This is a genomic window from Pseudarthrobacter raffinosi (genome assembly GCF_023913835.1).
Taxonomy (GTDB): Bacteria; Actinomycetota; Actinomycetes; order Actinomycetales; family Micrococcaceae; genus Arthrobacter; species Arthrobacter raffinosi.
The window spans coordinates 51,178-76,714 of sequence record NZ_JAMXBG010000012.1 but is presented as its reverse complement, the minus strand read 5'-3'; the positions used below and the strand labels follow the sequence as shown (position 1 = coordinate 76,714).

Genomic DNA, 25,537 nt, shown 5'->3' with positions numbered 1-25,537 from the left:
GCCTACTGGGTCAGCAGCGCCCGGTGCGCTTCCCGGCGTCGTGCCTGTTCGTCCGGATCAGGGACCGGCAGCGAGGCAATCAGCCGTTTGGTGTAGTCGTGCTGCGGCGCGCCCATCACCTGGCTGCCGATACCCTGCTCCACCAGCTTGCCCTTGTACAGGACGCCCACCCACTGGGACAGAATGTCCACCACCGCGAGGTCGTGGCTGATGAACAGTGCCGCGAACCCGAACTCGGCCTGGATTTCCTTGAAGAGTTCCAGGACCTTTGCCTGCACCGAAACGTCCAGGGCCGACGTCGGCTCGTCAGCGATCAGCAACCGCGGGTTCAGGATCAGTGCCCGCGCCAGCGACGCCCGCTGGCGCTGGCCGCCGGACAGCTCGTGCGGGTACCGCTGGGCGTACGACGCCGGCAACTGCACTGATTCAAGCAGCTCAGCAACGCGTTTGCGCGCCTGCGCCGGGCTCGGGTTGGTGTGAATGATCATGGGCTCCGCTACGCAGTCGCCGATGGTCAGCTGGGGGTTGAAGGACGCAGCCGGATCCTGGAACACAAAGCCAATATCCTTCCGGAGGGGCTTGAACGTCCGCTCCTTGAGGTTCAGCATCTCGTAGCCGAGTACCTTCAGGCTGCCGCCCGTGGTCCGGTTCAGGCCCGCGATGGCCCGGCCGATGGTGGTTTTCCCTGAGCCGGATTCGCCCACCAGCCCAAAGACTTCGCCCGGGGACACGGTGAAGCTGACCCCGTCCACGGCCTTGAAGGCCGGAGTTCCCAGCCTGCCGGGGTACTCGATGGTCAGGTTGGTTGCCTCCACCAGCACCGGCGAACCCTGGTGGGCGCGTTCCCGCAGGCCCTCCGACGCCGAGTTCCGGCCCAGGTGGGGCACGGCGGCCAGCAGCTTCTTGGTGTAATCCTGCTTGGGTTCAGCAAAAAGCACGCGCACCGGCGCCTCCTCCACCACATCACCCTGGTACATCACCACTACGCGGTCCGCGAGATCGGCCACCACGCCCATGTTGTGGGTGATCAGCACGATCGAGGTGCCGTACTTGTCCCGGAGGTCCCGGAGCAGCTCCAGGATTTCGGCCTGGACGGTGACATCCAGGGCTGTGGTGGGTTCATCGGCGACAATCAGTCCCGGGTTCAGGGCCAGCGCGGCGGCGATCACCACGCGCTGCTTCTGGCCGCCGGAGAACTGGTGCGGATAGTAGTTAACCCGATGCTCCGGATCCGGGATCCCCACTTTGCGCAGCGCCTCAATGGCACGGACCTTCGCGTCCTTGGCCGAGACCCGCTTCCCGCCGGCCCCGCCGGCGTGGGCACGGATGCCCTCGGCGATCTGCCAGCCCACGGTGAACACCGGGTTCAGTGCCGTGGAGGGCTCCTGGAACACCATGGCCACATCGCGGCCACGGATCTGCCTCAGCTTCGCGGCGCTGACGCTGATCACGTTGTTCCCGTTGATCAGGACAGCCCCGCCGCTGGTGGCTGTCTCCGGCAGCAGCCCGAGGATGGTTTTCGCGGTCACGGTCTTGCCCGAGCCGGATTCGCCCACGATGGCCAGGACCTCGCCGGAGCGGACGTCCAGGCTCACATCCTTCACGGCGTAGACGTCTCCGCCATCGGTGGCGAACGTGACTTTGAGGTGGTCGATCTCCAGTACGGGCTGGTCTGCCGGCCTGGACTGGTCAGATGCCGAATCAATATTGATGGTCACAGTCCTCTCACATTCGCTGCGATGGCAGACTGCGCGGCCGCGGTTGATGGTCCCGGGGCGCCCTTGGCGCCGGCAGCCTTGCGTCCGCGCAAGCGCGGATCGTTCAGGTCGTTGATGCTTTCACCCACGAGGGTCAGGCCAACCACCGTCAGCACGATGGCGAGGCCGGGGAACACGCCGGTCCACCAAATGCCTGAGGAGGCGTCGGACATCGCCTTGTTCAGGTCAAAGCCCCATTCAGCGGCGGAGCTTGGCTCGATACCGAAACCGAGGAAGCCCAGGCCTGCCAGAGTGAGGATGGCTTCGGAGGCGTTGAGCGTAAAGATCAGCGGCAGGGTCCGGGTCGCGTTGGAAAAGATGTGCCTGCTGATAATCCTGGCGCTTGAGGCGCCAACAACCTGGGCGGATTCCACAAACGGTTCAGCCTTGAGCCGGATGGTTTCAGCACGGATCACCCGGAAGTACTGCGGTACAAACACTGCCGTGATGGCAAACCCGCAGGCGAGGATTCCGCCCCAGAAGCCAGACTGTCCCTTATTGATGGCAATCGACATCACGATAGCCACGAGGAGTGTCGGGAAGGCGTAAATCGCGTCAGCAATCACCACCAGCACTCGGTCCAGCCAGCCGCCGAAGTAGCCACTCACCAGTCCGAGGAACACTCCCAGGAAGATGGACATCAACACGGCAGCAACAATCACCGCCATGGCTGTCTGCGATCCCCAGATCATCCGGGACAGCACATCGTATCCGCCCACGGTTGTTCCCATCAGATGCTTGCCACCGGGTTCGGCCTGCGCCGGGAAAGAACCGGCGTCATCGGAAATCTGAGAATACCCGTAGGGCGCCAGCACCGGCGCAAATATCGCGGCCACCACAAAAACAGCGCAAAGGACGACGCCGATGAGCAGCATGGTCCGTTGCAGGCCAACGCTCTGGCGGATGTGGGACGAGACCGGAAGCCGGTCCAGCAAGGACTTCTTTTTCGGTTCCAAAACTGTGGTGCCCATCAGTACCTCACTCGCGGATCAATCAGGGCAGCGGCAATATCCACCACGAAATTGGTGATCGCCACAATGACGGCCAGCAGCATCACGATGCCCTGGACAGCCACAAAGTCACGCGCGGTAAGGTACTGCGCCAGCTGATAGCCAAGGCCCTTCCACTCGAAGGTGGTTTCGGTCAGCACCGCACCGCCGAGCAGCAGGGCAATCTGCAAACCCATCACCGTGATGATGGGGATCAGCGCAGGCTTGTAGGCATGCTTGGTCACCAGGCGGTATTCACTGACACCTCGGGACCGGCCTGCCTCAACATAGTCCCTGCCCAGCGTGCCGATCACGTTGGTGCGGACCAGACGGAGGAAGACGCCCGCGGTCAATAGGCCCAGCGCGACGGCCGGCAGGACTGCGTGGTGGACGATGTCGCCAAAGGCTGCCAGATTGCCGCTGCGAAGGGCGTCCAGCCAGTAGACGCCAGTGGGCGCTGCCAGCCGGCCCATCGCCAATTCCGTTGTGGTGGATGCACGGCCAGCTACGGGGAACCAACCCAGTCCTACAGAAAATGTCAGCTTCAGCAGCAGGCCGGCAAAGAAGACAGGGGTGGCATAGCAAAGGATGGCGAACATGCGCAGGACAGCGTCCGGAACCTTGTCGCGTTTGTGGGCGGCGAACATACCCAGCGGTATTCCCACGAGCAACGCCACCATCACGGCGTTGATGCTCAGTTCCAGGGTGGCTGCACCAAATTTCGCGAGCATCTCGATGACGGGCCGGCCATCTGAAATAGTCCGGCCGAAGTTTCCGGTGGCGATGTGGCCAAGGTACTCGATGTATTGGATGAACAGGTTCCGGTCATAGCCGGCCTGGTGAACCAAGGCGTCGATTTGTTCCTGCGGGAGGCGTCCGCCCTGGGCTGCGGTAATGGGATCGCCGGTGATCCGCATCAGAAAGAAAACGAGGGTGACGAGGATGAAGATCGTGGGGAAAATGAGCAGGAAGCGAATCAGGATATACCTCCCGAGGCCACCTCCCGCGGATTTGGATGTGGGGGCCGCTACAGTTGGCGGCGGCGCATCAATCAATGTGGCCATGCTGAACCTGCTTGGTCTGGAAAGCGAAAAGTGTGGAGCCAACACGTAGGAGGCAGGGCCGGCCGGCCCCACCTCCTACGCAGGTGTAACAGGTGTTACTTGGAAATGGTGCCGAGCCGGAACTTGAACGACGCATCCAGCGTCGAATCCACGCCCTTCACCTTGGTCCCCGAAACAGCCACCTGTGCCCCTTGCAACAACGGCAACGTGGAGATGTCCTTGGCAAGCAGGTTCTGGACCTCCTGTATGGTCTTCTCACGCTCTGCCTTATCAGCCGTCACAAGCTGCTTTGCGATCAGCGTTTCGACCTCGCTGTTGGAGTAGTGGTTGTTCATGAAGCCACCGCCCACAAAGAAGGGTGTCAGGTAATTGTCCGCGTCGCTGAAGTCCGGGAACCAGCCCAGCTGGAAGACGGGGTAGCTGTCTTTCTTCGACGCAGAGTTGTACGTGACCCACTCGGTGGACTGAAGGTCCACGGTGAACAGACCGCTCTTCTCCAACTGGTCCTTGACCATGGCGTATTCGTCACCGGATGACTTGCCATAGTGGTCAGGGTTGTACTGCAGTTTGATCGTTACCGGGCCGGTGATGCCGGCGTCGGACATGACCTTCTTGGCCTTGTCCAGGCTGGGCTTGCCGGAGCCGTCCCCATAGGCCTGCTTGAAGGATTCGTTGGCGCCCACGAAACCGGACGGGACGTTGGACCACATGGGCAGGTACGTGCCCTTGTAGACCTGGTCCGAGATGGCTTGGCGGTCAATGAGGTCAGCAACGGCCTGGCGGACGGCCAGCGCTTTCTTGGGGTCCGTTTCCGGGGTCTTGGCACCGAAGGGCATGGTGTCGAAGTTGAAGACGATGTACCGCATCTCGCCGCCGGGTCCGACATGGACCGTGACGTTGGAGTCCTTCTTGAGGTCATCGATGTCCGTGGCGCTCAGGCTGCGGTTGGCAACATCGATCTGCCCGCCCTTGACCTCCAACTTCATGTTGGTCTGGTCGGTGTAGTACTTGATGGTGGCCCCTGCGTTGGCGGGCTTTCCAAGCACGCCCTTGTAGTCCGGCCAGGCCTTGAGGCTGACCAGCGTGTTCTTGTTGTAGGAGTCGATGATGTACTGGCCGTGGAAGGCATTGGCCTTGACAATTTCCTCGTCGCTGAGGAGCTTGTCTGCCGGGAAGACTTCATCGTCGACGATCGGCGCGGCCGGGCTGGTCAGAATCTGCGGGAACGTCTGGTCGTTGGCATTCTTCAGCGTGAATACAACGGTGCTGGCATCAGGCGTGGCAATGGAATCGATGTTGGACAACAATGATGCCGGTCCATTGGGATCGTTGATGGCCACCTGGCGATCAAAGGAGAACTTGACGTCTTTGGAATCCAAAACGTGCCCGTTGGCCCACTTGAGGTCGCTCTTCAGCTTGACGGTGAATTCCGTAGGCTTGGTGAAGGACGACGATTCGGCAAGGTCCGGCACGGGATCGGCGCCACCGGGCTTGGAGTTCAACAAATAGGAGTAAATCTGGTTCATCACCATAAACGAACCGTTGTCGTACGAGCCCGCCGGGTCCAGTGCGGTGACTTTGTCTGTGGTGCCATATGCGATGACGCTGCTTGCATTCTCCGAAGCTGTGCTGCCACCGCCCCCGCCACCCGAGGGGCCCGTGCAGGCCGTCAATGCGAAGGCGGAAACGCCTGCGAGCGCGAGTGCGCTGCGCAAGGCTTGAGTGCTCTTGGTCATCTGTGAACTTTCTGTTCGATGAGTACGCGCTCGCCGCCCGCAAATGGGTGTCTTGGCTTGAGCGGGCAGCGCGCTGTCCTGATGCCTAGATTCAACCAGACGCCGGACTCATCAACCGGCTTTTTTGTGAGTTGAGACACAAAATTTACCTGACCGGGGTAAATTGCTCCGCCTCAGAGCTCCGCGCGCTGCAACGACCGGGCAGCGTCGATGGTGGCCTGGCCCAAGACGCGGCTGCCCTGGTAGAGGACCACTGTCTGGCCAGGTGCCACACCGCGCAGCGGATCGGTCAACGTGACCAGCAGCTGGGGTGCACCCTCGCCGGGCAGCATTCGCGCGGTTGCCGGCACGGGGTCTCCGTGGGCGCGGACCTGGGCATAGCAGTCAAACTCGGCGCCCGTTTCGATTTCCGCGATGGGCAGACCAGCCCACGAGACCTTGATGCCGCGGATCTCGTCAATGGCCAGCAGCGCCTGGGGCCCCACCACTACCTTGTTTTCCTTGGGCCGGATCTCCAGGACGAACCTGGGCTTGCCGTCCGCTGCGGGTGTGCCGAGCTTCAGGCCGCGGCGCTGTCCCACGGTGAACGCGTTGGCTCCCGGGTGCTCCCCCACCTTCGAGCCGGTCTCGTCCACAATGTCACCGGTGGTCATGTCGATCTTTTCGGCGAGCCAGCCCGCGGTGTCGCCGTCGGGAATGAAGCAGATGTCGTGGCTGTCGGGCTTGTTGGCCACTGACAGTCCACGGCGCTCGGCCTCGGCCCGCACCTCAGCCTTGGAGGGCGTGTCAGCCAGCGGGAACATGGAGTGCTTGAGCTGCTCGTGGGTCAGGACACCCAGGACGTAGCTCTGATCCTTGGCCCAGTCCGCCGCCCGGTGAAGTTCGGGGTTGCCTTCGGCGTCCTTGATGACCTTGGCGTAATGCCCGGTGCAGACGGCGTCAAAGCCCAGGGCGATGGCCTTCTCCAGCAGGGCGGCAAACTTGATCCGCTCGTTGCAGCGCATGCAGGGATTGGGTGTCCGCCCGGCAGCATACTCATCAATGAAGTCCTGGACCACGTCTTCCTTGAAGCGCTCCGAGAAATCCCAGACGTAATACGGAATGCCCAGCACATCGCAGGCCCGCCACGCATCGCGCGAGTCCTCGATGGTGCAGCAGCCGCGGCTGCCCGTCCGCAGGGTTCCGGGCATCCTGGACAGCGCAAGGTGAACGCCGACGACGTCGTGCCCGGCTTCAACGGCACGTGCTGCGGCAACGGCGGAGTCGACTCCACCGCTCATGGCTGCTAGAACTCGCATGCTGGCTTTCTTTAGGGTTCGGGGGATGCCGGCAGAGGGCGGCTGCCGTTCAACCGGCTGCCGCAGGAATAGCACAATGCCTGCCGCACCAGTCTATCGCCACGCCGAATCCTCCCCAAAAGACCCTTGACCCAGCGGGCCTTCACTTCTAAAGTCAGAATTAACAGTTTTAGACTTCGAGCACGCACCAGCGGGAATCGGACGGACATGGCTGAGGACATTGCGGCCGCGGGGGAAATTGTGATTGCCGGCGGCGGCCTGGCCGGTGCCACCGCTGCCAAGACCCTGCGGGCGGAAGGTTTCGAAGGCCGGGTGACCATCATCGGCGCCGAGCGCCATCACCCCTACTTGCGGCCGCCGCTGTCCAAGGAGTATCTGCTGGGAAAGGCTGACGAGGACGCCGTCCCGGTGGTGCCGCCAGGCTGGTACGCGGAGAACGACGTCGGCCTCCGCCTGGGCGCGCGCGTCACGGACATCCGGCCGGACGCCAGGACGGTGGAACTCGACGACGGCAGCACGCTGGCGTACGGCTCCCTGCTGCTCGCCACCGGGGCGGCACCCCGCACCCTCCGCCTGCCCGGAAGCGACCTGGCCGGGGTGTCCACCTTCCGCACCTTGGACGACAGCCGTCGGTTGCGCAGCAGCCTGGCGGCGGGCGGCAGGAACGTGGTGATGGTCGGCTCCGGCTGGATCGGCATGGAACTGGCTGCGGCTGCCGCCACGTACGGCAACAACGTCACGCTCCTCGGACAGGACGAGATCCCCCTGGCCGGGGCCATCGGCCCTGACCTCGGACGGTTCTTCCGCAGACTCCACGAAGCCAACGGCGTGAGCTTCCGGCTTCCTGCCTCAGCGCGGGAAATCACCGGCCACGGCGGCGCTGTCACCGGGGTGGTCACCGATTCCGGAGAGGCGCTCCCTGCGGACATCGTGGTCATCGCCGTCGGCGTGGTTCCCGAGACCGGACTCGCGCAGGCGGCCGGCCTCACCCTGGACAACGGGATCCTCACGGACGCGTCCCTGCAGACCAGCGCGCCCGGTATTTTTGCCGCCGGCGACGTCGCCAACGCCTTGCACCCCTTCACCGGCCAGCACCACCGCAGCGAGCACTGGTCCAATGCCCTGAACGGCGGAAAGGTGGCCGCCAGGGCCATGCTCGGCCAGGATGCAGTCCTGAGCACCATCCCCTACTTCTACACCGATCAGTACGACGTCAGCATGGAGTACTCGGGCTTCCCGGCCCTGGCGGCGGGCGCTGAGCCGGTGATCCGGGGGTCACTGGAGGGCAAGGAGTTCGTCGCGTTCTGGCAGCAGGATTCCAGGGTGATGGCCGGGATGAGCGTCAACTGGCCGCGGAAGCCACAGCCCGGCGCGCAGAAGACCATCAAGGCCCTCATCTCGGCCAGGACCCGAGTCACAGCGGAGCGCCTGGCCGACAGGTCCGTTGGGCTCGATCAGCTCCTGCCGGAGGACGCCTGACGCGCTACCGTTCCCGCAGTCTGGATCGAGGATTCATGCCCGGCCATCCCTGCCTGGCGGGCGCGTTGGTACGCGCCGGGGAGGGCTGCCAGCAAGGCATCCACGTCCGCGTCGGTTGAGGCATGTCCCAGCGTGAAGCGCTGGGCGCCACGGGCTGTCTCCTCGTCCAGCCCCATGGCCAGCAACACGTGGGACGGGCGCGGGACACCGGCCGTGCAGGCGGATCCCGTGGAGGATTCCACCCCCACCAGGTCCAGCAGGAACAGCAGCGAATCACCTTCGCAGCCAGGGAACGTGAAATGCGCGTTGCCGGGCAGCCGACCCTCCCCCGGGGCGCCGCGGAGTGCAGCTTCGGGCACCCGCTGCAGGACGCCGTCGATGAGCCTGTCCCGCAGGGCCGCGATCCTCGCGGACTCGGCGGCAAGCCGTGCGGTGGCGGCCTCGGCGGCAGCAGCGAAGGCGGCGATGGACGCCGTGTCCAGCGTCCCGGAGCGCACGTCGCGTTCCTGGCCGCCGCCGTGCTGCACCGGGGTCAGCTTGACGGCCCGCCCCAGCAGGAGGGCGCCGACTCCCACCGGTCCGCCGATCTTGTGCCCGGAAACGGACATCGCGTCCAGCCCGGAGGCCTTGAAATCAACCGGCAGCGAGCCGAAGGCCTGCACGGCATCCGAATGGACCGGCACCCCGGCGGCGTGCGCCAACTGCACAATCCTGTGCACCGGCTGGATAGTGCCCACTTCATTGTTGGCCCACATGACCGTCACGAGCGCAATGGTCCCGGGGTCCTGGGCCAGCTCGGCGGCGAGGACGTCCAAATCCACCACGCCCCCGCTGTCCACGGGAAGCCACGTGACAATGGCACCCTCGTGCCGCTCCAGCCATTCCACGGTGTCCAGCACGGCATGATGCTCGACGGCGGAGCAGAGGATGCGCCGCCGTGCCGGGTCTTCGCCGGAACGGGCCCAGTACAGGCCCTTGACGGCAAGGTTGTCGGACTCAGTGCCCCCGGACGTAAAGATGACCTCGGAGGGACGGGCGCCGGCCGCTTTCGCGATTGCTTCCCTGGCGTCCTCCACGGAGCGGCGGGCACGCCGGCCCGAGCCGTGCAGGGACGAAGGATTGCCGGTGCGGGCAAGTTCCCGGGTCAGGGCTGCCAGCGCCTCGGCGGAAAGTGGCGTGGTGGCTGCATGATCGAGGTAGACGGGCACTCCTCAATTCTAGCGGCGCCCAGGGCGGCACACCCGCGGCCCCGGCCCATCAGGTGTCAGGGCGGGGTGATCCTGGCGCAGCACTGGCCAGGCTCGCTGTTCGGCGCTATACGTTCCTCCGGCTCCCCGCACGCCGCAGCCGCGCCCTGCAGAAATGATCCGTTCATGGCGCAGACGACTTCCGGGTGCCCGTCCGAGAGCCGATGGAACGGGCAGTTCACCAGCACAAAGCCGCCGGTGCCGTCAGGCCTGGGCTCGTAGCCCTCCCCCGCCATGAAGTCCGTCAGGCTTGCGGCGCCGGCGGCCATCGCCTTGCCCTTGCCGTACGACGCGGCCAGCAGGGAATTGCCCACGGCTCCGCCGGTCGCTGTGGAGTGCTCGATCGCTGCGACCAGCAGCTCAGCGGCGAGGTCATAGTTGCGGTCCGGCACGGAAGCGCCGACCTCACTCGTTGATTGCCGGTACATCTTCGCCGGCCGCCCGGAGCCAGGACCTGACTTCCCGGCGGCCTTGTGGAATTCCACCGCCAGGAGTCCGTCCTGGACCAGCCTGTCAAGGTGGAAGGACGCAGTGCTTCTTGGCAGGCCGAGGGCCAGCGCAGCCTCATCGCGCCCGACTGCGGCATCGGAAGCGGCAACCAGTTCAAAAAGCTCCCGGCGCTTGTCGTCGCCCAAGGAAGCCACGGCCGCCATGCGGCGGCCCCACGGAAGTCTGCGCACCCTGTACCCCTAACTCTAAAAACAACATCCATTGCTTAATGGTGCTAATTTTTCTAAAATAATCATACCTACTTTTAGAAGGAGTCCACCATGACAACCAACGCGAAAATCACCGCAGGCAGTCGGCTACAGGCTATGGCACCGGACAGGCAGGCCTTCTTCCTGCTGCGCACCGTGTTCACCGTCGCACCGATTCTCTTCGGGCTGGACAAGTTCACCAACACCCTGACCGACTGGACCATATACCTCGCGCCGGTTGCCACCTCCGTGGTGCCCGTGTCGGCGCAGAGCTTCATGTACATCGTCGGCGTCCTGGAGATCGCCGCCGGTATTGCAGTGGCCGTCCGGCCCCGGTTCGGTTCCCTGCTGGTCGCCGTCTGGCTGCTGGGCATCATCATCAACCTACTGGTCCTGGGCAGCTTCTACGACGTTGCCTTACGGGACTTCGGCCTGCTCGTGGGCGCGCTGGCCCTGAACCGCCTTTCCCCCGCCGGGTCCTGGCGCAGGCATGGTAAGTAACCGACACCGCTAGTTCGACGGCGGAACCAACAGGAGGCGTTCTGCGATGTAGGCCCGGGCGGCTGCCAGTGTGGCATCGTCCGGGCAGGCCACCGAAATGTAGACCGACGATGCCGCAGTGCCGAACACCCGGGCCATAACGGCCGTGGGCCTGACGCCCGCTTGGCCGGGTTTCTCCAGGGCCAGCACCTCAGCCGATGGCCCCGGCTTGCCAACCTCACCGCCCCACCGCAGCGTCGCTGTCTTCAGATAGCCGGGCAGGATGGTCGGGTCCAGGTACGTGAAGAGGCCAACAGTCGACTCCTTGTCGTCCTGAAGCGCCAGCGGTGCCTGGTTGGTGCGGACCTTGGCCGCCACCAGACAGCCATCGGACTTCACGAATTGACTCTCGCCGGCCACGTTCTCCTTGACCTGCTGCCAGCCGGGTGCATCCTTGAGTCCGTCCGAGATCCCCACGGGGACCCCGGCGGCCAGGGAACCGCCAGCGGAGAACGGCATGTCCTTTGCGGCCACCGCTTCTGCGTCATGGCCCGGGGTGATGGTAGGGGTGGCCAGGGCGGTGACGGTTGGCGCCACTTTCGGGGCGGCCGGATCGGAAACGTCTACACTGCAGCCTCCCATTGCTGTCACGCCGAGCAGCGCCCCCGCCACGAGTACAGCCGCCTGCGCCTTCACGTCCACCCCAATATGTTCGCCCGGACGGCCCGCCTGCCGTCATCCTCAAAGAGTCTAGACGCCGGGCCGCGGGAACCACTGAGGCGTGCGCAGACGTTGTGTGGGCAGGCCGTAAACTGGGGCCCACCGGGCTGCATGCCGTGGACTGGCCAGCGAAGAAAAGGGATGAGTGCTTGACCGAGAGCAGCAACTCCTACTACGAGGTGCTCCGTGTCGCCGTGACGGCCACCGACAAGGAGATCAAGGTGGCCTACCGCCGGGCCGCGCGGAAGGCCCATCCTGACCATGGCGGGGACGCCGCTGCTTTCCGGCGAGTGACGGCAGCATACGAAACCCTCATAGACCCCACGCGCCGGAAGGCCTACGACCGCTCGTACGCCGCGGGAACCGCCCGCAACACCGACGATTCCGCCGCAGGGCCGCACTTTGATGCGCCGGCGGCGGGCAGCCATGCCTCGGCCACAGTGCACAGAACCACCACGCCGCGGAACACCGCAGGCGACCCGCCCCTTTATGTCCCGCCCTACGATGCCGCGGCTTTCGAGGCGTCCGGCACGGTGCCGCTCATCCCGTTCGCCCAGGCCAGCCAGCAGGTCCACGGGATGCCGCGCAAACGGGGTATTTTTGGCGCCGAGGCCCGAATCCAGCGCGAACTGCGCACGGTGCAGCTCATCACCCGCCAGGTTTTGCCTGCGATTCCTGCGGCCCGGCTGGTCAACGGCCTGCAGTCCCCGGCCGATAACAGCCACATCGACCACGCACTCCTGTCCGGCTACCGGCTGGCGCTGATCGGGTCCATGCTGCTGCCAAAGGGCGCCTACGCCTGGGACGGGCAAACCCTGAGGCACGGCGGACGTTCCATCGCGCCGCCGCAACTGGCCCACGTTGTCCGGGCCATGCAGGACATCTTCCCGGAACTGAACGTCACCGGCTGGACAGTCATCCACAGCGCCGACGGCAACCTCCACGAACCCGTCATCGACCGCCACCGGCGAACAGCCGGCACCTCCGAAACCATCCAGGTGGTGAACGCGGCAGGCCTGGTCCGCGGCCTCAAGCACTTCCTCTCCTCCGGCCCCACACCCAACACCGTCAATGTGTCCGTGCTGGCCAGGCTGCTTCGCGGCATGCACTGAACCGCTGCATGCGCTGGGAAGCGGGCACTGAACCGTTGACCCGGATTGGTTGACTAGGATTGGACCGTGTTCCGAATCCTCTTCCATGCCCCCGAAATCCCCGGCAACACCGGCAATGCGATCAGGCTGGCAGCCATAACCGGCGCCCAACTGCACCTGGTGGAACCCCTCGGCTTTGATTTCTCCGATGCCAAGCTCCGGCGCGCCGGCCTGGACTACCACGACCTCGCCGTCGTCACCGTCCACAAAAGCATCGAGGACGCCTGGCGCGAACTGCAGCCGGAGCGTGTGTACGCCTTCACCTCGGACGGCACCGCCAGCTACGCGGACATCGCCTACCGCCCCGGCGATGTGCTGATGTTCGGCCAGGAATCGGTAGGCCTGCCTGAGCACCTTAAGAGCGATCCGCATGTCACGTCCACGGTGCGGCTCCCCATGCTTCCGTCCGTGCGTTCCCTGAACCTGGCCAACGCAGCGTCCATTGCCGTCTACGAGGCCTGGCGCCAACAGAAATTTTCCGGCGCCCAGATCTGAGCGCCCGCTGCCCATCCGGACGGCTGCCGGCACCGAATAACTCCTGACAGCAATTCCAGGGCGAGGAAGGAGCGGGCAGGTGACACGGCTAGCGACTAGGCGGGCGGCGCCGTCGGCTCTCCCCTTTCCCCGGGGCAGCACCGGCCGCGATGCTCAGGTTTCACCGCCGGGCGACTTATGCTGGGTAGTGATGGAAACTCCCAACGCGCCAAACTCCGAGGCCCCGGCCGCAGTTACAAACTCACCGGCGGATCTCGGCAAGCGCTTGGCCGGGCTGCTCGCCCGCATAGCCGGCGGCGACCAGGCCGCGTTTGCCGAGTTCTACCAACTGACATCGCGCAGGGTGTTCGGCATGGCGCGGCGGGTCCTCATCGATCCCGAACTCAGCGAAGACACCACGCAGGAGGTTTTCCTCCAGGTATGGCAGAACGCCGCAAAGTTCAACCCGGAAGCAGGAAGCCCGCTCTCGTGGCTGATGACCATTTCGCACCGCCGGGCCGTGGACAAGGTCCGTTCCTCGCAGTCGGCCACCGACCGTGAGGCCAAGTACGGCGCCAGCAGCCAGGACGTGGACCACGACTCCGTCTCCACCGAGGTGGACAGCAGGCTGGAGGCCGAGGCGGTGGTCCGGTGCCTGGAAACGCTGACCGATACACAACAGGAATCCGTGCGGCTGGCCTACTACGGCGGCCTCACGTACCGCGAAGTCGCGGAGAAGCTAAACGCAGCAGTACCCACTATCAAGTCCCGCATCCGCGACGGACTGATCCGCTTGAAGACCTGTCTGGGGGTGAGTTGAGATGACAGAAATGAATAGTCAGGGAGGCACCCGCCGTCCCGGCTCGTTCGGAACTGAGATCGCCGCCGACCTGGAATCCGGGCGGGCCGTGGATCTCGCCGAGCTCTATGCCCTGGACGCGATCAGCGATGCTGAACGCGCCACCATTGACCGCTACATCTCCGCCGCCCCCGACGCCGAGCGCAGCGCCTTCCTTGAGCGTGTCCGCCAGGACAGGGAGACCCTCGCGGCGTCCTTTACGGCTGAGGCGGAACCTCCCGCGGATCTTTTCGCACGAATCGTGTCCCAGTTGCCGTCCCTCGCGCAGCTGCCTGCCGATGGGCCAATAACAGTCGTGGCTCCCGCCACCACGGCCATGCCGGCCGAGCAGTCGTCTGCAGAAGCCCTGGATGAGCTCGCCGCCGCCAGGGTCCGCCGGGAAGAACGGCGCCGGCCTGCCGGCGCCCGCCGCTGGCTCACCGCGGTGGCAGCCGCCGCCGTGATCGCCCTCGGTGGCGTGGGCGTGGGTGCCTACATTGCTGACCAGAACGATCCCCTGAACCAGGTGGTCCGGGCTGGCGACGTGCGCGAAGCATCCGTACCTGTCTCCGCCGGCGGCACCGCCACGGTGCTGATTTCGTCGTCGAAGGATGCCGTGGTGGTCAAGATGAACGGTGTGCCCGCGCCGCCTGCCGGCAAGGTCTACCAGATGTGGCTGATCCCGAAGGACGGCTCGGCACCGGTTTCCCAGGGCCTGATGGACGAAGCAGCCCTGTCGAAGCCTGCTGTAGTGAAGGGCATTGCATCCGCCGCAGCGCTTGGCATCACCGTGGAGCCCGTGGGTGGTTCGGCCACGCCGACGTTCCCCACCGTGGCTGCCGCACCGCTGGGCGCCTGAGCCCGGGGGCGGCTGCGCCAGAGGCCGGCCGCCCCAGCCGCCGGCGGTCCTAGAAGCCGGCGATGGTCCCCGGGCCGTTGACGGCGACCACATGGAAGGCTTCGGCGCTGCGGCCCTCGGCGAACCCCGCACGCCGGGCATTCACGTGCATGCCATTCCGCACCGCAGATTCCATGGCGCCGACGTCGGGATGCTGGCTCACATGCACGTGGATCGCCTCAAGCTTGGCGGCCACATGGTCGGTGACGTCCACAAAATGGTTATCCCGCTCGTCCGGCCCGGCGTAGAGCCACAGCCACGGCAGCTTGTACGCGGCGAGGCCTGCCTCAGCCAGTTCCGGATAGGCGAACGGGTTTTCGACTGCAGGGTAGACGGCCCGGGTCACGGCCTCACCCACGGCAAGGTGGTCCGGGTGGCTCTTCTGCAGGCGGCTCCAGTTCCGTTCCGGATGCATGGCAAGCACGACGTCGGGACGGATTTCCCGGATCAGCTTCACCACACCTTTCATCACCTCGTGCGTCGGTTCGAGGTAGCCGTCGCGCTCATGGAGGTAGCGGAGGTCAGTCACGCCCACGAGTTCGGCGGCCCGGCGCTGCTCGGCCGCCCTGAGGGCGATGATCTCCGCCCGGTGCGCCGGGTCGAAGCCGCCGGCGTCGCCGTCGGTCATGATGCAGTAGCTGACCTGGATGCCGGCGGCCGTCCAGGCGGCGATGGTGCCGGCCGCACCGAAGTCAATGTCGTCCGGGTGGGCGGCGAAACAGAGCACCCGCCCAACCCGGTGGATGTCCGGGTTGAACGGGCTCTGTGCTGAGGCAGCGGAGTGGGCCAAGGGTCAGCCTTTTCGCTTCTTGATTTCTTCGGTGGCCTGCGGAAGGACGTCGAAGAGGTCCCCGATGATGCCAAAATCGGCGATTTCGAAGATTGGTGACTCGGCGTCTTTGTTCACGGCCACGATGACCTTTGCTGTCTGCATCCCGGCTTTCTGCTGGATGGCACCGGAAATTCCTGCCGAGATGTAGAGCTGGGGCGACACGGTTTTGCCGGTCTGGCCTACCTGGGCGTCGTGGCTGATCCAGCCGGCGTCCGTGGCCGCACGGGAGGCGCCGACGGCAGCTCCGAGGGCGTCGGCAAGCTGCTCCACCGGGCCGAAGTCGCCGTCCACTCCGCGTCCGCCGGCCACCACGATGCGGGCGTCCGACAGATCCGGGCGTCCACTGGCCGCCTTCTGTTCGCGGGCGGTGATGCGGGCTGCCGTGGCCGTGCCGTCCGCCGGCACTTCGACGGTGGACGTCTCCGGGGCGGAAGCCACGGAGGCCGGCTCCGGCGTGACGTTGTTGGCCTTCACCGTCAGCACGGAAACCGCCGTGGTGGCCCTGGCAGAAGTGGTGTAGGACCCCGCGAGGACCGACTTGTGGGCTGTACCGTCGGCGTCGACCGCCACAACATCGGTGATGACGCCGGCGTTGAGCCGGATGCCGAGCCGCGCCGCGATCTCTTTGCCTTCGGGCGAGTTGTCCAGGAGGACCGTGCCGGCACTGGCGGCACCCGCGGCGGCCGCGAGATAGGCTGCCTTCGCCGAGACAAGGTAGTCATCCAGGTCCTGGGCGGAGGGCCGGAAAACGGCGGTGACGCCGTATTCGGCGAGCGTGGCCGAAACATCCTGGTGCAGATCGCCGTTCACGGCAACAGCGGTCTCTCCCAGGGAACGTCCCAGGGTGAGCAGTTCGAGGGTGCTCTTCTTCAGGGCATCGCCGGGGTTGTCAATGAATACGAGTACGTTTGCCATGTCTGTGATCCCTCTTAGAGCAGCTTCTGGGCGGCCAGGAAGTCGACGAGCTTGATGCCGGCGTCGCCTTCGTCGGTGATGATGGTTCCGGCGGTGCGCGGCGGGCGTTCCTCGGCAGCGGTCACTGTGGTCCACGATCCGGCGTGGCCCACGTGCGCGGGATCGACTCCGATGTCGGACAGCGAAAGCGTGGTGATGCTCTTGCGCTTGGCCGCGATGATGCCCTTGAAGTTGGGGTAGCGCGGCTCGTTGATCTGGTCCGTCACGGAGACCACTGCGGGCAGCGAAGCTTCGACGGTCTCCGAGTAGGTGTCGGCGTCGCGGCGCGCGGTGAGCCGGCCGCCGTCGACCGTCAGCGAGGACGCGAAGGTGACCTGCGGCAGACCGAGGCGCTCGGCGAGCTGGGCCGGGACCAGGGACGTTTCGCCGTCGGTGGACGCCATGCCCGTGAGGACAAGGTCCACCGGAGCGCCGGTGCCAATATGGCGGATGGCGGCCGCGAGCGCGAGCGAAGTGGCGGCGGCGTCTGAGCCCGCCAGGGCACTGTCCGTGAGGTGCACACCTTCGGTGGCGCCCATCTGGAGTGACTTCTTCACCGCGTTCACGGCACCGGACGCGCCCATGCTCAGCGCAATGACCTGGTTGCCGGCCTTGGCGCCACCGCGGGCCTCAGCCAGCTGCAAAGCCGCCTCCAGCGCGTATTCGTCCAGCTCGGAAAGGATGCTTTCGTTACGGTCCGTAGTGTAGCCCTCGCCGGTGAGGTGTCGGTCGAACTGTGCGTCCGGTACATGCTTGACCAGGACGATGATCTTCAATGTCTCTTCCACTGTATTTACAGCAGCCTTCCATGCTTGTGGACAGCCAGCCGGATGGGGTCATGGCCTCGGAACGCCCGGGGTACGGGTAGATCCTAGCTAACCATATAGCCGTCCCCCGTTGCCGTCCCGTTAACGCCTGTGTCACGGCCCTGCCCGGGCGCACGGGAACGCGGACGACGGCGGCGGCGGTCACCTTTGGTGACCTCCGCCGTCGTCGTGGATTGTTTGCCGTGCGCTCTGCTGTTCAGGCCTACTGGTCCGCCGCGGTGCCGAGCGTGACGTCCAGCGTCTGCTCCTGGCCGTTGCGCAGGACGGTGAGCTTGACGGTGGAGCCGCCGGCCTGCTCACGGACGGCCGCTGTGAGCTGGTTAGGCTCGCTGATGACCAGGTCGTTGAACTTGATCACCACATCGCCCACCTTTATACCGGCCTTTGCGGCAGCTGAATTCGGCTCTACCGTTGCCACGTCGGCACCTACGGAGAAGCCCGAGGACGAGCTGCTGGACGACTTTTCCTTGACGCTGACACCCAACTGGCCGTGGGAGGCCTTGCCGGTATCAATGATCTCCTGTGCCACCCGTTTTGCGTGGTTGATGGGGATGCTGAAGCCCACTCCGATATTTCCGCCGGTGGTCGAAGAATCGGAGCCGGCGGACGCGATGGCGACGTTGACGCCGATGATCTCTCCCTTGCTGTTGACCAGCGCTCCGCCGGAGTTGCCGGGGTTGATGGCGGCATCAGTCTGGATCACGTTGATGGAGATGGAACCCTGGTTGGCGGTGCTTTGGCCTTGGCCACCGTTTGGCGGGGCGAACTGGAAGCCCTGATCGCCGCCCTGGGAAGTGTCGCCTTCCTTCGGTGCCGCCGAGGACGCAACACTGATGGTCCGGTTCAGGGTTGAGACGATGCCGTCAGTGACTGTTCCGGTCAGGCCAAGTGGGGAGCCGATGGCGATGGCCGTGTCGCCGACGTTGAGCTTGCCCGAGTCACCGAGCGTGGCTGCGGTCAGCCCGGACGCGTCGTCCACCTTGATGACGGCAAGGTCAGAGAGGGGGTCAGTGCCCACCAGTGTGGCCTTGAGGACCTTGCCCGCGCTGGTCCGGACCTCCAGGGCTGCGTTGGCGCTCTGGCCATCGAGCGTCACCACGTGGGTGTTGGTCAGGATGTGCCCTTCGTTGTCCATAACGATGCCGGAGCCTGTGCCGCCCGAACTGCCGCTCGTGGCACTGATGGTCACCACGCTGGGCGACGCCTTGAGCGCCGCGGCCGTGATGGCGTTGACGTCGTCCTTGTTGTTAACAATCACGGTCTCAGACTGGCTGCCGCTGCTCGCGGCCGACGGCGAGCCATTGTTGAATAGGTTGCCCGAACCGACCGTGGCCACGCCACCACCCACAAGGCCTGCGGCCAGGATGCTTGCCACCAGGGTCCCGACGCCGAAGGAGGCTTTCTTGCGGGGCGCGTCGGCCGGGTTCGGGGCAGCGTTGTACTGGCCCGGGGAGTACTGGCCTGTTCCGTACTGACCCGGGTTGTGCTGACCCGGGTTGTGCTGACCCGCAGAGCCGCCGGGCGCTGCCGAATGCGCCCCGTGCTGGGCGTACTCGTGGCCGGGAGCCTGCTGGCCCGGCGTTTGCTGGCCGTATAAGGGCTCGCGGGGAGGAAAAACCGGACGGGGTGCACCCGGCAGCGGCTGGGTGGGGTTGTCGGGTGCCCCGGATCGGTCCAGCTGCTCGGTCGTATTAGCCTGACCGACAGCGTCACTGCGGACCTCCGCAGGGTTCTGGTCCGCATTCCGGTTCTCATCCGGATTGCGGTTCTCCGGCGCTGCACCCTGGGTTGGGTTCTCAGTCATTGGACTTCCTTTCATCCTCGTCTGCATTAACTATGTACCGTCTGGCTGGAACTGGGACGAACGTTGGCTGGGAGGTTGCTGGGAGACCGAATTCCGCTGCCAACAGGCACTTCCAAGGGTTTCGCTGGTGGCATATTCGCCGCTGTGGACGCACCAAGAGGTGCACCATAGAATCAAAAGGAAATGCCACAGCGACCTGCGGCTTTACACCACGCGTGGGGGCGCTGCTGCATTCTGAGACGCTTATTCGTCCCGAATCGGTGTCAGGCGTGCTGAAGGGTTGCACATGCGGTCAAAGTTCAAACGTATCCTCGCCGTGATCGGCCTGACCGGGCTGCTAGCGGTTCCTGCCGGCGCGGCCTGGGCTGAAGACCCGGTGACCATCCCACCCGGAACCAACATTGTGGACAACGCCAAGGTTCTCGGCGGACGCAGTGGCGAGGTCCAGGAAGCCATCCAGAAGCTCCTGAAGGACCACAAGTACAACCTCTATGTGGTGACCGTGGACACGTTCACCAACCCAACCGTTCCAGCTGACTGGGCCGCGGCCGTTGCGACGAACAAGGGCATGGGCAGGTCCGACGCCGTCCTGGCGATAGCCAAGGATGACGGCAAATTCAGCTTCGTCCTGAACTCTGCCAGCCCTATCAAGTCCAAACAGGGAGCCATCAGCCAGAACGCCGTCACAGCCAACCTGGCTGGCGGCAAGAGGGACTTCGCCCAGGCTGCCATTGACACCGCTGGAGCCATCGGGGATGCGGCAGGCGGCGGCAGCGGCAATGTCCCCTCGGGTGATGGCGCCGGGGCTGCGGTCCTGGTAGGAACGGGTATTGCAGTTGCCGGTGGGGCCGGCGCGTACCTTTACTTCCGCAACAAGCGCAAAAAGGCAGCCTTGGCATCCAGCGCCAGCTACGGTCCCCAGGGTGCCGAGCTCGATCCGCTGGCTTCGCTCAGCATCGAGGAACTCCGGCGCAAGAGCGGTTCCCTCATCATCGAGGCCGACGACGCTATCAAGTCCAGCGAACAGGAACTCGGCTTCGCGGAGGCCCAGTATGGCGATGCCGCGGTGGGGAACTTCACCAAGGCCCTGGCCGAGGCCAAAGCCCACATGTCCGAATCCTTCAAGCTCCAGCAGCAGCTTGACGACCACATCCCGGATACCGAAGAACAGCAGCGCAGTTGGCTCGGCGAGATCATCCGCCGTTCAGAGGCAGCGCTCGGCTCGCTCCAGGAGCAGAAGGCCGACTTCGACTCGCTCCGGGAGCTCGAGAAGAACGCCCCGCAGGCACTGGCAGCCATCAGCGCCGGAGCCCACGAAGCCGATGCCAAGATCGCCAGCGCCAAACAGTCACTGACGGCCTTGCGCGCCAAGTACGCGGACAGCGCTCTGGTGCAGGTCGCTGACAACATCACCCAGGCCAAGGAACGGCTGGCTTTTGTGCAGAATGCCACGGCCACCGCCCAGGAGAAGCTCACCGCAGGCGAGGGTAGCCTCGCCGCGGTCGCCGTGCGGGCATCTGAAGAGAGCCTGCACCAGACCAACGTTCTGCTGGACGCCATCGCCAAGGTGTCCACCAACCTGGACGAGGCCCGCAATGGGCTGGAGGCGGCCGTCGTTGAAACCTCCCAGGACCTCGCGCAGGCGAAGGCCATGATCCAGTCCGGCGAACACCCCGAACTGGCTGGCCCGGTTGCCGGTGTTGAAGCCGCTCTGGGCCAGGTCAAGGCCGAAATCCAGGGCGGAAAGATCGATCCCATCGCCACCCTGCAGCGCGTTGAAACAGCGCACCAGGCCCTGGACCAGTCCCTCACCGGCATCCGGAACCAGCAGGACCAGGCCCGCCGTGCCCAGGCGTCGCTGCAGCAGACCATCATGTCGGCGCAGGCGCAGATCAGTGCCACGTCGGACTACATCACCGCCCGCCGCGGCGGCGTAGGCACCGAGGCCCGCACGCGGCTCGCCGAGTCCCAGCGCAACCTCGACTACGCGTTGTCCATCTCCCGCAACGATCCGGTTACTGCCCTCACATACGCCCAGCAGGCCCACGCCCTCGCGGCCCAGGCAGCGCAGCTGGCCCAGGCAGACGTCGACAACTTTGGTGGCTACGCCAACCAGGGCTTCGGCGGCGGTGGCATGTTCGGCGGGCGCGGCGGAGGCGGTGGCGGCCTCGGTGGCGCCATCCTTGGCGGTATCCTCATCAACTCCATCCTCAACGGCGGCAGCGGCGGAGGCTGGGGCGGAGGCCACAGCGATGGTGGCGGCTGGGGCGGTGACTCCGGGGGAGGGGACTTCGGCGGAGGAGATTTCGGCGGCGGAGACTCGGGAAGTTTCTGATCCGACAAAGCTAGGCGCCAACAGGAACCAACCTGCAGGCGAAAAGAAGCGGTACAACAACTGTTCACTGATCTCAGTGGCCACCATTGAGCAGGACGAAAGGTAACACCATGGTTAAGCAGTCCATTTTCGGCCGGATCGCACAGCTGGCAAAGGCAAACATCAACACTTTGCTGGACAACGCTGAGGATCCGCAGAAGATGCTGGACCAGATGGTCCGGGACTACACCAACAACATTGCGGAGGCTGAATCCGCAGTCGCCCAGACCATCGGTAACCTCCGTATGCTCCAGGATGACTACCGCGAGGACATCAAGAATGCCCAGGACTGGGGCAACAAGGCCCTCGCCGCGTCTCGCAAGGCTGACGAATACCGCAGCGCCGGCGACAGCGTAGACGCCGAGAAGTTCGACAACCTCGCGAAGGTAGCGCTGCAGCGCCAGATGTCCGCGGAAAGCGAAGCCAAGGGTGCTGAGCCGAGCATCGCGTCGCAGACCGAGGTAGTGGACAAGCTCAAGTCGGGCCTGGACCAGATGAAGGGCAAGCTCAACGAACTCACCAGCAAGCGCAACGAGCTGGTTGCGCGCTCCAAGACGGCCGCGGCACAGTCCCAGGTGCATGATGCCATTAAGAGCATCGACTTCATGGATCCCACCAGCGAAGTTGGCCGCTTCGAAGAGAAAATCCGCCGCGAAGAGGCCAAGGTCCGCGGACAGCAGGAGCTTGCCGCGTCGAGCCTGGACGCCCAGTTCAACCAGCTGGAAGACCTCGGCGAGCAGGTGGAAATCGAAGCACGCCTGGCAGCCCTGAAGTCCGGCGGGGCCAAGCCGGCCATCGGCGCTTCCGGCACCCGGTCCGAGTCCACAGTCGACGAGGCCGACTTCGACAAGCTGTAGCCAGCCGCGTCCGCCGCTGAGCGGGCAGCAGGGGCCGGGGTTCATCACGAACCCCGGCCCCTGCCATGCCCGGACAGAATCCTGCAAACGACCGTGCGGCTCCTGACTCGGGTGTGTAGCGTGGAGGCCATGGTCTCCCCCGTTGCGTCCTCCATCGTCTGGCTCCGTGATGACCTTCGACTGGACGATAACCCCGCTCTTTCCCACGCCGTCGAACTCGGCCTGCCGCTTACAGTGGTCTACATTCTCGACGAGGAATCCCCCGGAATCCGTCCCCTGGGAGGCGCGGCCCGCTGGTGGCTGCACCACTCGCTGACTTCGTTGGCGGGGGCGCTTGCTGAGGCCGGTTCCGCACTCATCCTCAGGCGCGGACCTGCCAGCTGTGTGATCCGGGACCTGGCCGAGGAGACCGGCGCAAAGCACGTGCTGTGGAACCGCCGCTACGGCGGTCCCGAGCGGTCCCTGGACGCGGACATCAAGGCCTGGGCGGCGGAGAACGGCATCGAAGCGGCCAGCTTCCAAGCCAACCTGCTGTTCGAGCCGTGGACCATCACCACCGGCAGCGGCGGTCCCTACAAGGTGTTCACGCCCTACTGGCGGGCCTGCACAGCGTCCGGCGAGCCCCGTCCGCCGCTGGATGCGCCGGCCCGCCTGCCCTCCCCCGCCGTCGCCGGTTCGATGAAGCAGGCCTCCAGCGACGCGCTGACAGAGTGGTCGCTGCTGCCCGTGTCCCCGGACTGGAGCGGCGGACTGGCTGAGACCTGGCAGCCCGGGGAATCCGGAGCGCACAGCAGGCTTGAGGACTTCCTGGACGGGCCCGCACAGGACTACGGCACTGGGCGGGACATTCCCGGTGTGGAAGGCACTTCCAGGCTGTCCCCGCACCTCCGTTTTGGTGAAATCAGCCCGTTCCGGGTCTGGCACGAGCTCCGCCGCCACTTCCCCCGCGAGGCGACGCCCGACGTCGGGATCTTCCGGTCCGAGCTGGGCTGGCGGGAGTTCTGCTGGCAACTGCTTTACGCCAATCCCCAGCTGGCTACCCGAAACTACCGGCCCGACTTCGACCGCTTCGAATGGCAGCAGCCCACCGCCGCGGAACTGGAGGCGTGGGAACAGGGCCGGACCGGGTATCCGCTGGTGGATGCGGGGATGCGGCAGCTCTGGCAGACCGGTTGGATGCATAACCGGGTCCGGATGGCGGCGGCGTCATTCCTCGTCAAGAATCTCCTGGCCGACTGGCGTCTAGGCGAGGCATGGTTCTGGGACACCCTGGTGGATGCCGATGCAGCCAGCAACCCCGCCAACTGGCAATGGGTTGCAGGCTCGGGCGCCGACGCGTCCCCGTACTTCCGGATCTTCAATCCCGTCACGCAGAGCAAGAAGTTCGACGCCGACGGCCGGTACCTTCGCGAGTTCATTCCGGAACTCGCCCACATGGACCGCAGAGCCATCCACGAACCGTGGAAGCAGCCCGATGTCCAGGGCTACCCCGCGCCCGTGGTGGGACTCCCCGAGTCCAGGGAGCGTGCGCTGGCCACCTACCAGAGGCTTCGGGAGGACCGGCAAGGCCTGGACAACGTCACCGGCCCGGAAATTAGCGGCTGACTTTGCCCATCAGGGAGGCGATGGGGCGAAGGAAGAGGGGACGCGCCAGAAACCAGGCTGCCACCATGGCTGCCACCGAGGCGACGAAGACCCAGAAGCCGAACCAGCCGGCGTCGTCGCTGCCGCCGTACATGTGGTTCAGGTTCCGCAATGCACCGGTGGCGAGCACCAGGAAGACATGCACCACGATGAACGCCACGAAATAGATCATGACCGGGAAGTGGATGGCCCGCGCGAGCTCAATGGGGTAGGCCTTATTGAGAGCGGTGGCCTTCTTGGGCCAGGCGGAGGACGTCCGAATACCGGAGATGAAGGCAAGCGGTGCGGCGATGAAGACCGTGGCGAAATACGTCAGCAGCTGCAGCGCGTTGTAGTTGACCCAGCCGTTGTCGGTGGGCCAGTTCAACGAGGCGTACTGAAGCGCTGCGGAGAGGGCATTGGGGATAACGTCCCAGCTCGTGGGCACGATCCGCATCCATTGGCCGGTGGCGAACAGCAGGATGGCGAACACCAGGCCGTTGAGGATCCAGAGCGCGTCCAGCGTCAGGTGCAGCCAAAGCTCCAAGGTGATCTTGGTGGGCGCATTCCTGGTCTTGATCAGGCCCTTGTTGTTGCGCGTCCAGTGGCCGCTGGGCCGCGTGGTGGTCCGCACCTGCCAGCCGGTCCTGATGATGAGCAGCAGGAAGAAGCCGTTCAGGAAGTGCTGCCAGGCCAGCCACGCCGGGAATCCCACAGGCGCGCCGTCAGGCAGTTCCGAATGGCCCGGATAGTCAGCCAGGAACGAGGCCACCGCAGGAAGGCCGGTCATCCACTTGGCCAGCAGCACCACGAGCACCAGCACTACGAGCGCGGCAGGAACACCCCAGTAGAGTCTTGACCGCTTGCTCGTGGACGAGCCGGGCTTCTTCGTGGGTGTGGACATCGAACAACATTCCTCTCGAGAATGACTGACCAGGTGCTCAAATCGCTTTGCGAACGAGAATACTAGGAACCAGCTGTAATCGGGCAAAAAAAGACCCCGGCCGGCGTTATGCCGGTCNAAAAAAAGACCCCGGCCGGCGTTATGCCGGTCGGGGTCTTCTGCATGGTTGCGGGGACAGGATTTGAACCTGTGACCTCTGGGTTATGAGCCCAGCGAGCTACCGAACTGCTCCACCCCGCGTCGCAAGATCAACACTACCGTACTTTGGAGTAGGTAAAAACCAATCGTGATTGAGGGTCCCCACGACGCCGAGGTTGCCTGCCTGGGACGGGTCCGCTTAAACCAAAAAGTCCGGATTCTGTTTCCAGAATCCGGACTTTTCGCCAGTTGCGGGGACAGGATTTGAACCTGTGACCTCTGGGTTATGAGCCCAGCGAGCTACCGAACTGCTCCACCCCGCGTCGCAAGATCAACTCTACCGTCCGGTGAACGGGAGGCCAAATCCTGGTGGCGTGATGTGCGTCTCGCTGGGT

22 protein-coding genes and 2 tRNA genes are annotated in these 25,537 nt (G+C 65.0%); 9 read left to right on the top strand and 15 right to left on the bottom strand.

Going from position 1 to position 25,537, the window contains the following annotated elements; translation table 11 throughout:
• Window positions 1-2: 2 nt before the first annotated feature.
• The 5 genes from NG697_RS13135 to mnmA all read right to left on the bottom strand — a co-directional run bounded on the left by NG697_RS13135 (window position 3) and on the right by mnmA (window position 6,844).
• Window positions 3-1,718: an ABC transporter ATP-binding protein gene (locus tag NG697_RS13135; RefSeq protein ID WP_252598241.1), complete on the bottom strand. Its 1,716-nt coding sequence runs from the start codon at window positions 1,716-1,718 to the stop codon at window positions 3-5.
• A complete protein-coding gene (locus tag NG697_RS13130; RefSeq protein ID WP_252598242.1) occupies window positions 1,715-2,728 on the bottom strand; it encodes an ABC transporter permease in 1,014 nt (337 codons plus the stop codon). Before NG697_RS13130 ends, NG697_RS13135 begins: the two co-directional genes overlap by 4 nt.
• Window positions 2,728-3,810: an ABC transporter permease gene (locus NG697_RS13125; RefSeq protein WP_252598243.1), complete on the bottom strand. Its 1,083-nt coding sequence runs from the start codon at window positions 3,808-3,810 to the stop codon at window positions 2,728-2,730. The genes NG697_RS13130 and NG697_RS13125 overlap by 1 nt, the downstream gene beginning before the upstream one ends.
• A 95-nt stretch (window positions 3,811-3,905) precedes the next feature.
• Entirely contained in the window at window positions 3,906-5,546 is a 1,641-nt protein-coding gene (locus NG697_RS13120) for an ABC transporter substrate-binding protein (protein WP_252598244.1), read from the bottom strand.
• Window positions 5,547-5,719: 173 nt separating this feature from the next.
• Window positions 5,720-6,844, bottom strand: coding sequence for a tRNA 2-thiouridine(34) synthase MnmA (gene mnmA / locus NG697_RS13115; RefSeq protein WP_256472968.1), 1,125 nt, complete (start codon window positions 6,842-6,844; stop codon window positions 5,720-5,722).
• 207 nt (window positions 6,845-7,051) lie between these two features.
• Here mnmA and NG697_RS13110 point away from each other — a divergent pair, with 207 nt between their 5' ends.
• Window positions 7,052-8,323, top strand: coding sequence for an NAD(P)/FAD-dependent oxidoreductase (locus NG697_RS13110; RefSeq protein ID WP_252614449.1), 1,272 nt, complete (start codon window positions 7,052-7,054; stop codon window positions 8,321-8,323).
• On the opposite strand, the gene NG697_RS13105 is transcribed toward NG697_RS13110, so the two are convergent.
• Both NG697_RS13105 and NG697_RS13100 read right to left on the bottom strand, forming a co-directional pair.
• Window positions 8,299-9,531, bottom strand: a complete 1,233-nt coding sequence (locus NG697_RS13105; RefSeq protein ID WP_252614448.1) for a cysteine desulfurase family protein — start codon at window positions 9,529-9,531, stop codon at window positions 8,299-8,301. The genes NG697_RS13110 and NG697_RS13105 overlap by 25 nt on opposite strands.
• A gap of 56 nt (window positions 9,532-9,587) precedes the next feature.
• Complete coding sequence (locus NG697_RS13100) at window positions 9,588-10,250, bottom strand: helix-turn-helix transcriptional regulator (RefSeq protein ID WP_252598247.1); 663 nt, start codon at window positions 10,248-10,250, stop codon at window positions 9,588-9,590.
• Window positions 10,251-10,340: 90 nt separating this feature from the next.
• Here NG697_RS13100 and NG697_RS13095 point away from each other — a divergent pair, with 90 nt between their 5' ends.
• A complete protein-coding gene (locus NG697_RS13095) occupies window positions 10,341-10,769 on the top strand; it encodes a hypothetical protein (RefSeq protein ID WP_252614447.1) in 429 nt (142 codons plus the stop codon).
• A 9-nt stretch (window positions 10,770-10,778) separates the two neighbouring features.
• On the opposite strand, the gene NG697_RS13090 is transcribed toward NG697_RS13095, so the two are convergent.
• On the bottom strand, window positions 10,779-11,450 hold the full coding sequence (locus NG697_RS13090; RefSeq protein WP_308293089.1) for a hypothetical protein: 672 nt from the start codon (window positions 11,448-11,450) through the stop codon (window positions 10,779-10,781).
• A 167-nt stretch (window positions 11,451-11,617) separates the two neighbouring features.
• On the opposite strand from NG697_RS13090, the gene NG697_RS13085 reads away from it, so the two are divergent.
• From NG697_RS13085 to NG697_RS13070, 4 genes are all read left to right on the top strand, one after another.
• Complete coding sequence (locus NG697_RS13085) at window positions 11,618-12,580, top strand: J domain-containing protein (RefSeq protein WP_252614446.1); 963 nt, start codon at window positions 11,618-11,620, stop codon at window positions 12,578-12,580.
• A 66-nt stretch (window positions 12,581-12,646) separates the two neighbouring features.
• Window positions 12,647-13,114: a tRNA (cytidine(34)-2'-O)-methyltransferase gene (locus tag NG697_RS13080; RefSeq protein ID WP_252614445.1), complete on the top strand. Its 468-nt coding sequence runs from the start codon at window positions 12,647-12,649 to the stop codon at window positions 13,112-13,114.
• Between the two features lie 190 nt (window positions 13,115-13,304).
• A complete protein-coding gene (locus tag NG697_RS13075) occupies window positions 13,305-13,913 on the top strand; it encodes a sigma-70 family RNA polymerase sigma factor (RefSeq protein ID WP_252598251.1) in 609 nt (202 codons plus the stop codon).
• Between the two features lies 1 nt (window position 13,914).
• Complete coding sequence (locus tag NG697_RS13070) at window positions 13,915-14,790, top strand: anti-sigma factor (RefSeq protein ID WP_252598252.1); 876 nt, start codon at window positions 13,915-13,917, stop codon at window positions 14,788-14,790.
• Window positions 14,791-14,839: 49 nt separating this feature from the next.
• Here the strand turns inward: NG697_RS13070 and NG697_RS13065 are convergent, their stop codons facing one another.
• The 4 genes from NG697_RS13065 to NG697_RS13050 all read right to left on the bottom strand — a co-directional run bounded on the left by NG697_RS13065 (window position 14,840) and on the right by NG697_RS13050 (window position 19,246).
• On the bottom strand, window positions 14,840-15,619 hold the full coding sequence (locus tag NG697_RS13065) for a PIG-L deacetylase family protein (RefSeq protein WP_252598253.1): 780 nt from the start codon (window positions 15,617-15,619) through the stop codon (window positions 14,840-14,842).
• A gap of 3 nt (window positions 15,620-15,622) precedes the next feature.
• On the bottom strand, window positions 15,623-16,576 hold the full coding sequence (locus NG697_RS13060; protein WP_252598254.1) for an electron transfer flavoprotein subunit alpha/FixB family protein: 954 nt from the start codon (window positions 16,574-16,576) through the stop codon (window positions 15,623-15,625).
• 14 nt (window positions 16,577-16,590) lie between these two features.
• Entirely contained in the window at window positions 16,591-17,391 is an 801-nt protein-coding gene (locus tag NG697_RS13055) for an electron transfer flavoprotein subunit beta/FixA family protein (RefSeq protein ID WP_252598646.1), read from the bottom strand.
• 253 nt (window positions 17,392-17,644) lie between these two features.
• Window positions 17,645-19,246 (bottom strand): trypsin-like peptidase domain-containing protein, encoded by a 1,602-nt coding sequence (locus NG697_RS13050; RefSeq protein WP_252614444.1) that lies wholly within the window; start codon window positions 19,244-19,246, stop codon window positions 17,645-17,647.
• 286 nt (window positions 19,247-19,532) lie between these two features.
• Between NG697_RS13050 and NG697_RS13045 the strand changes: the two genes are divergently transcribed.
• The 3 genes from NG697_RS13045 to NG697_RS13035 all read left to right on the top strand — a co-directional run bounded on the left by NG697_RS13045 (window position 19,533) and on the right by NG697_RS13035 (window position 24,082).
• A complete protein-coding gene (locus NG697_RS13045) occupies window positions 19,533-21,581 on the top strand; it encodes a TPM domain-containing protein (RefSeq protein ID WP_252614443.1) in 2,049 nt (682 codons plus the stop codon).
• Between the two features lie 110 nt (window positions 21,582-21,691).
• A complete protein-coding gene (locus NG697_RS13040) occupies window positions 21,692-22,477 on the top strand; it encodes a PspA/IM30 family protein (RefSeq protein WP_056343844.1) in 786 nt (261 codons plus the stop codon).
• A 129-nt stretch (window positions 22,478-22,606) separates the two neighbouring features.
• Complete coding sequence (locus NG697_RS13035; RefSeq protein ID WP_252614442.1) at window positions 22,607-24,082, top strand: cryptochrome/photolyase family protein; 1,476 nt, start codon at window positions 22,607-22,609, stop codon at window positions 24,080-24,082.
• Here NG697_RS13035 and NG697_RS13030 read toward each other — a convergent pair.
• From NG697_RS13030 to NG697_RS13020, 3 genes are all read right to left on the bottom strand, one after another.
• Window positions 24,072-25,004 carry a cytochrome b/b6 domain-containing protein gene (locus NG697_RS13030; RefSeq protein ID WP_252598258.1) on the bottom strand — a complete coding sequence of 311 codons (933 nt, stop codon included), beginning with the start codon at window positions 25,002-25,004 and terminating at the stop codon, window positions 24,072-24,074. The two genes, NG697_RS13035 and NG697_RS13030, sit on opposite strands and share 11 nt — an antisense overlap.
• Before the next feature lie 163 nt (window positions 25,005-25,167).
• Window positions 25,168-25,244: transfer RNA gene (locus NG697_RS13025), tRNA-Met, on the bottom strand.
• A 147-nt stretch (window positions 25,245-25,391) separates the two neighbouring features.
• A tRNA-Met gene (locus tag NG697_RS13020) sits at window positions 25,392-25,465 on the bottom strand.
• Window positions 25,466-25,537 lie beyond the last annotated feature (72 nt).

What these genes read in the sequence shown, in the direction of transcription:
- NG697_RS13130 (WP_252598242.1), bottom strand. Translation starts at nt 2,728, where the DNA reads ATGGGCACCACAGTTTTGGAACCGAAAAAGAAGTCCTTGCTGGACCGG.
- NG697_RS13125 (WP_252598243.1), bottom strand. Translation starts at nt 3,810, where the DNA reads ATGGCCACATTGATTGATGCGCCGCCGCCAACTGTAGCGGCCCCCACA.
- NG697_RS13120 (WP_252598244.1), bottom strand. Translation starts at nt 5,546, where the DNA reads ATGACCAAGAGCACTCAAGCCTTGCGCAGCGCACTCGCGCTCGCAGGC.
- mnmA (WP_256472968.1), bottom strand. Translation starts at nt 6,844, where the DNA reads ATGCGAGTTCTAGCAGCCATGAGCGGTGGAGTCGACTCCGCCGTTGCC.
- NG697_RS13110 (WP_252614449.1), top strand. Translation starts at nt 7,052, where the DNA reads ATGGCTGAGGACATTGCGGCCGCGGGGGAAATTGTGATTGCCGGCGGC.
- NG697_RS13095 (WP_252614447.1), top strand. Translation starts at nt 10,341, where the DNA reads ATGACAACCAACGCGAAAATCACCGCAGGCAGTCGGCTACAGGCTATG.
- NG697_RS13075 (WP_252598251.1), top strand. Translation starts at nt 13,305, where the DNA reads ATGGAAACTCCCAACGCGCCAAACTCCGAGGCCCCGGCCGCAGTTACA.
- NG697_RS13070 (WP_252598252.1), top strand. Translation starts at nt 13,915, where the DNA reads ATGACAGAAATGAATAGTCAGGGAGGCACCCGCCGTCCCGGCTCGTTC.
- NG697_RS13060 (WP_252598254.1), bottom strand. Translation starts at nt 16,576, where the DNA reads ATGGCAAACGTACTCGTATTCATTGACAACCCCGGCGATGCCCTGAAG.
- NG697_RS13050 (WP_252614444.1), bottom strand. Translation starts at nt 19,246, where the DNA reads ATGACTGAGAACCCAACCCAGGGTGCAGCGCCGGAGAACCGCAATCCG.
- NG697_RS13045 (WP_252614443.1), top strand. Translation starts at nt 19,533, where the DNA reads ATGCGGTCAAAGTTCAAACGTATCCTCGCCGTGATCGGCCTGACCGGG.
- NG697_RS13040 (WP_056343844.1), top strand. Translation starts at nt 21,692, where the DNA reads ATGGTTAAGCAGTCCATTTTCGGCCGGATCGCACAGCTGGCAAAGGCA.
- NG697_RS13035 (WP_252614442.1), top strand. Translation starts at nt 22,607, where the DNA reads ATGGTCTCCCCCGTTGCGTCCTCCATCGTCTGGCTCCGTGATGACCTT.
- NG697_RS13030 (WP_252598258.1), bottom strand. Translation starts at nt 25,004, where the DNA reads ATGTCCACACCCACGAAGAAGCCCGGCTCGTCCACGAGCAAGCGGTCA.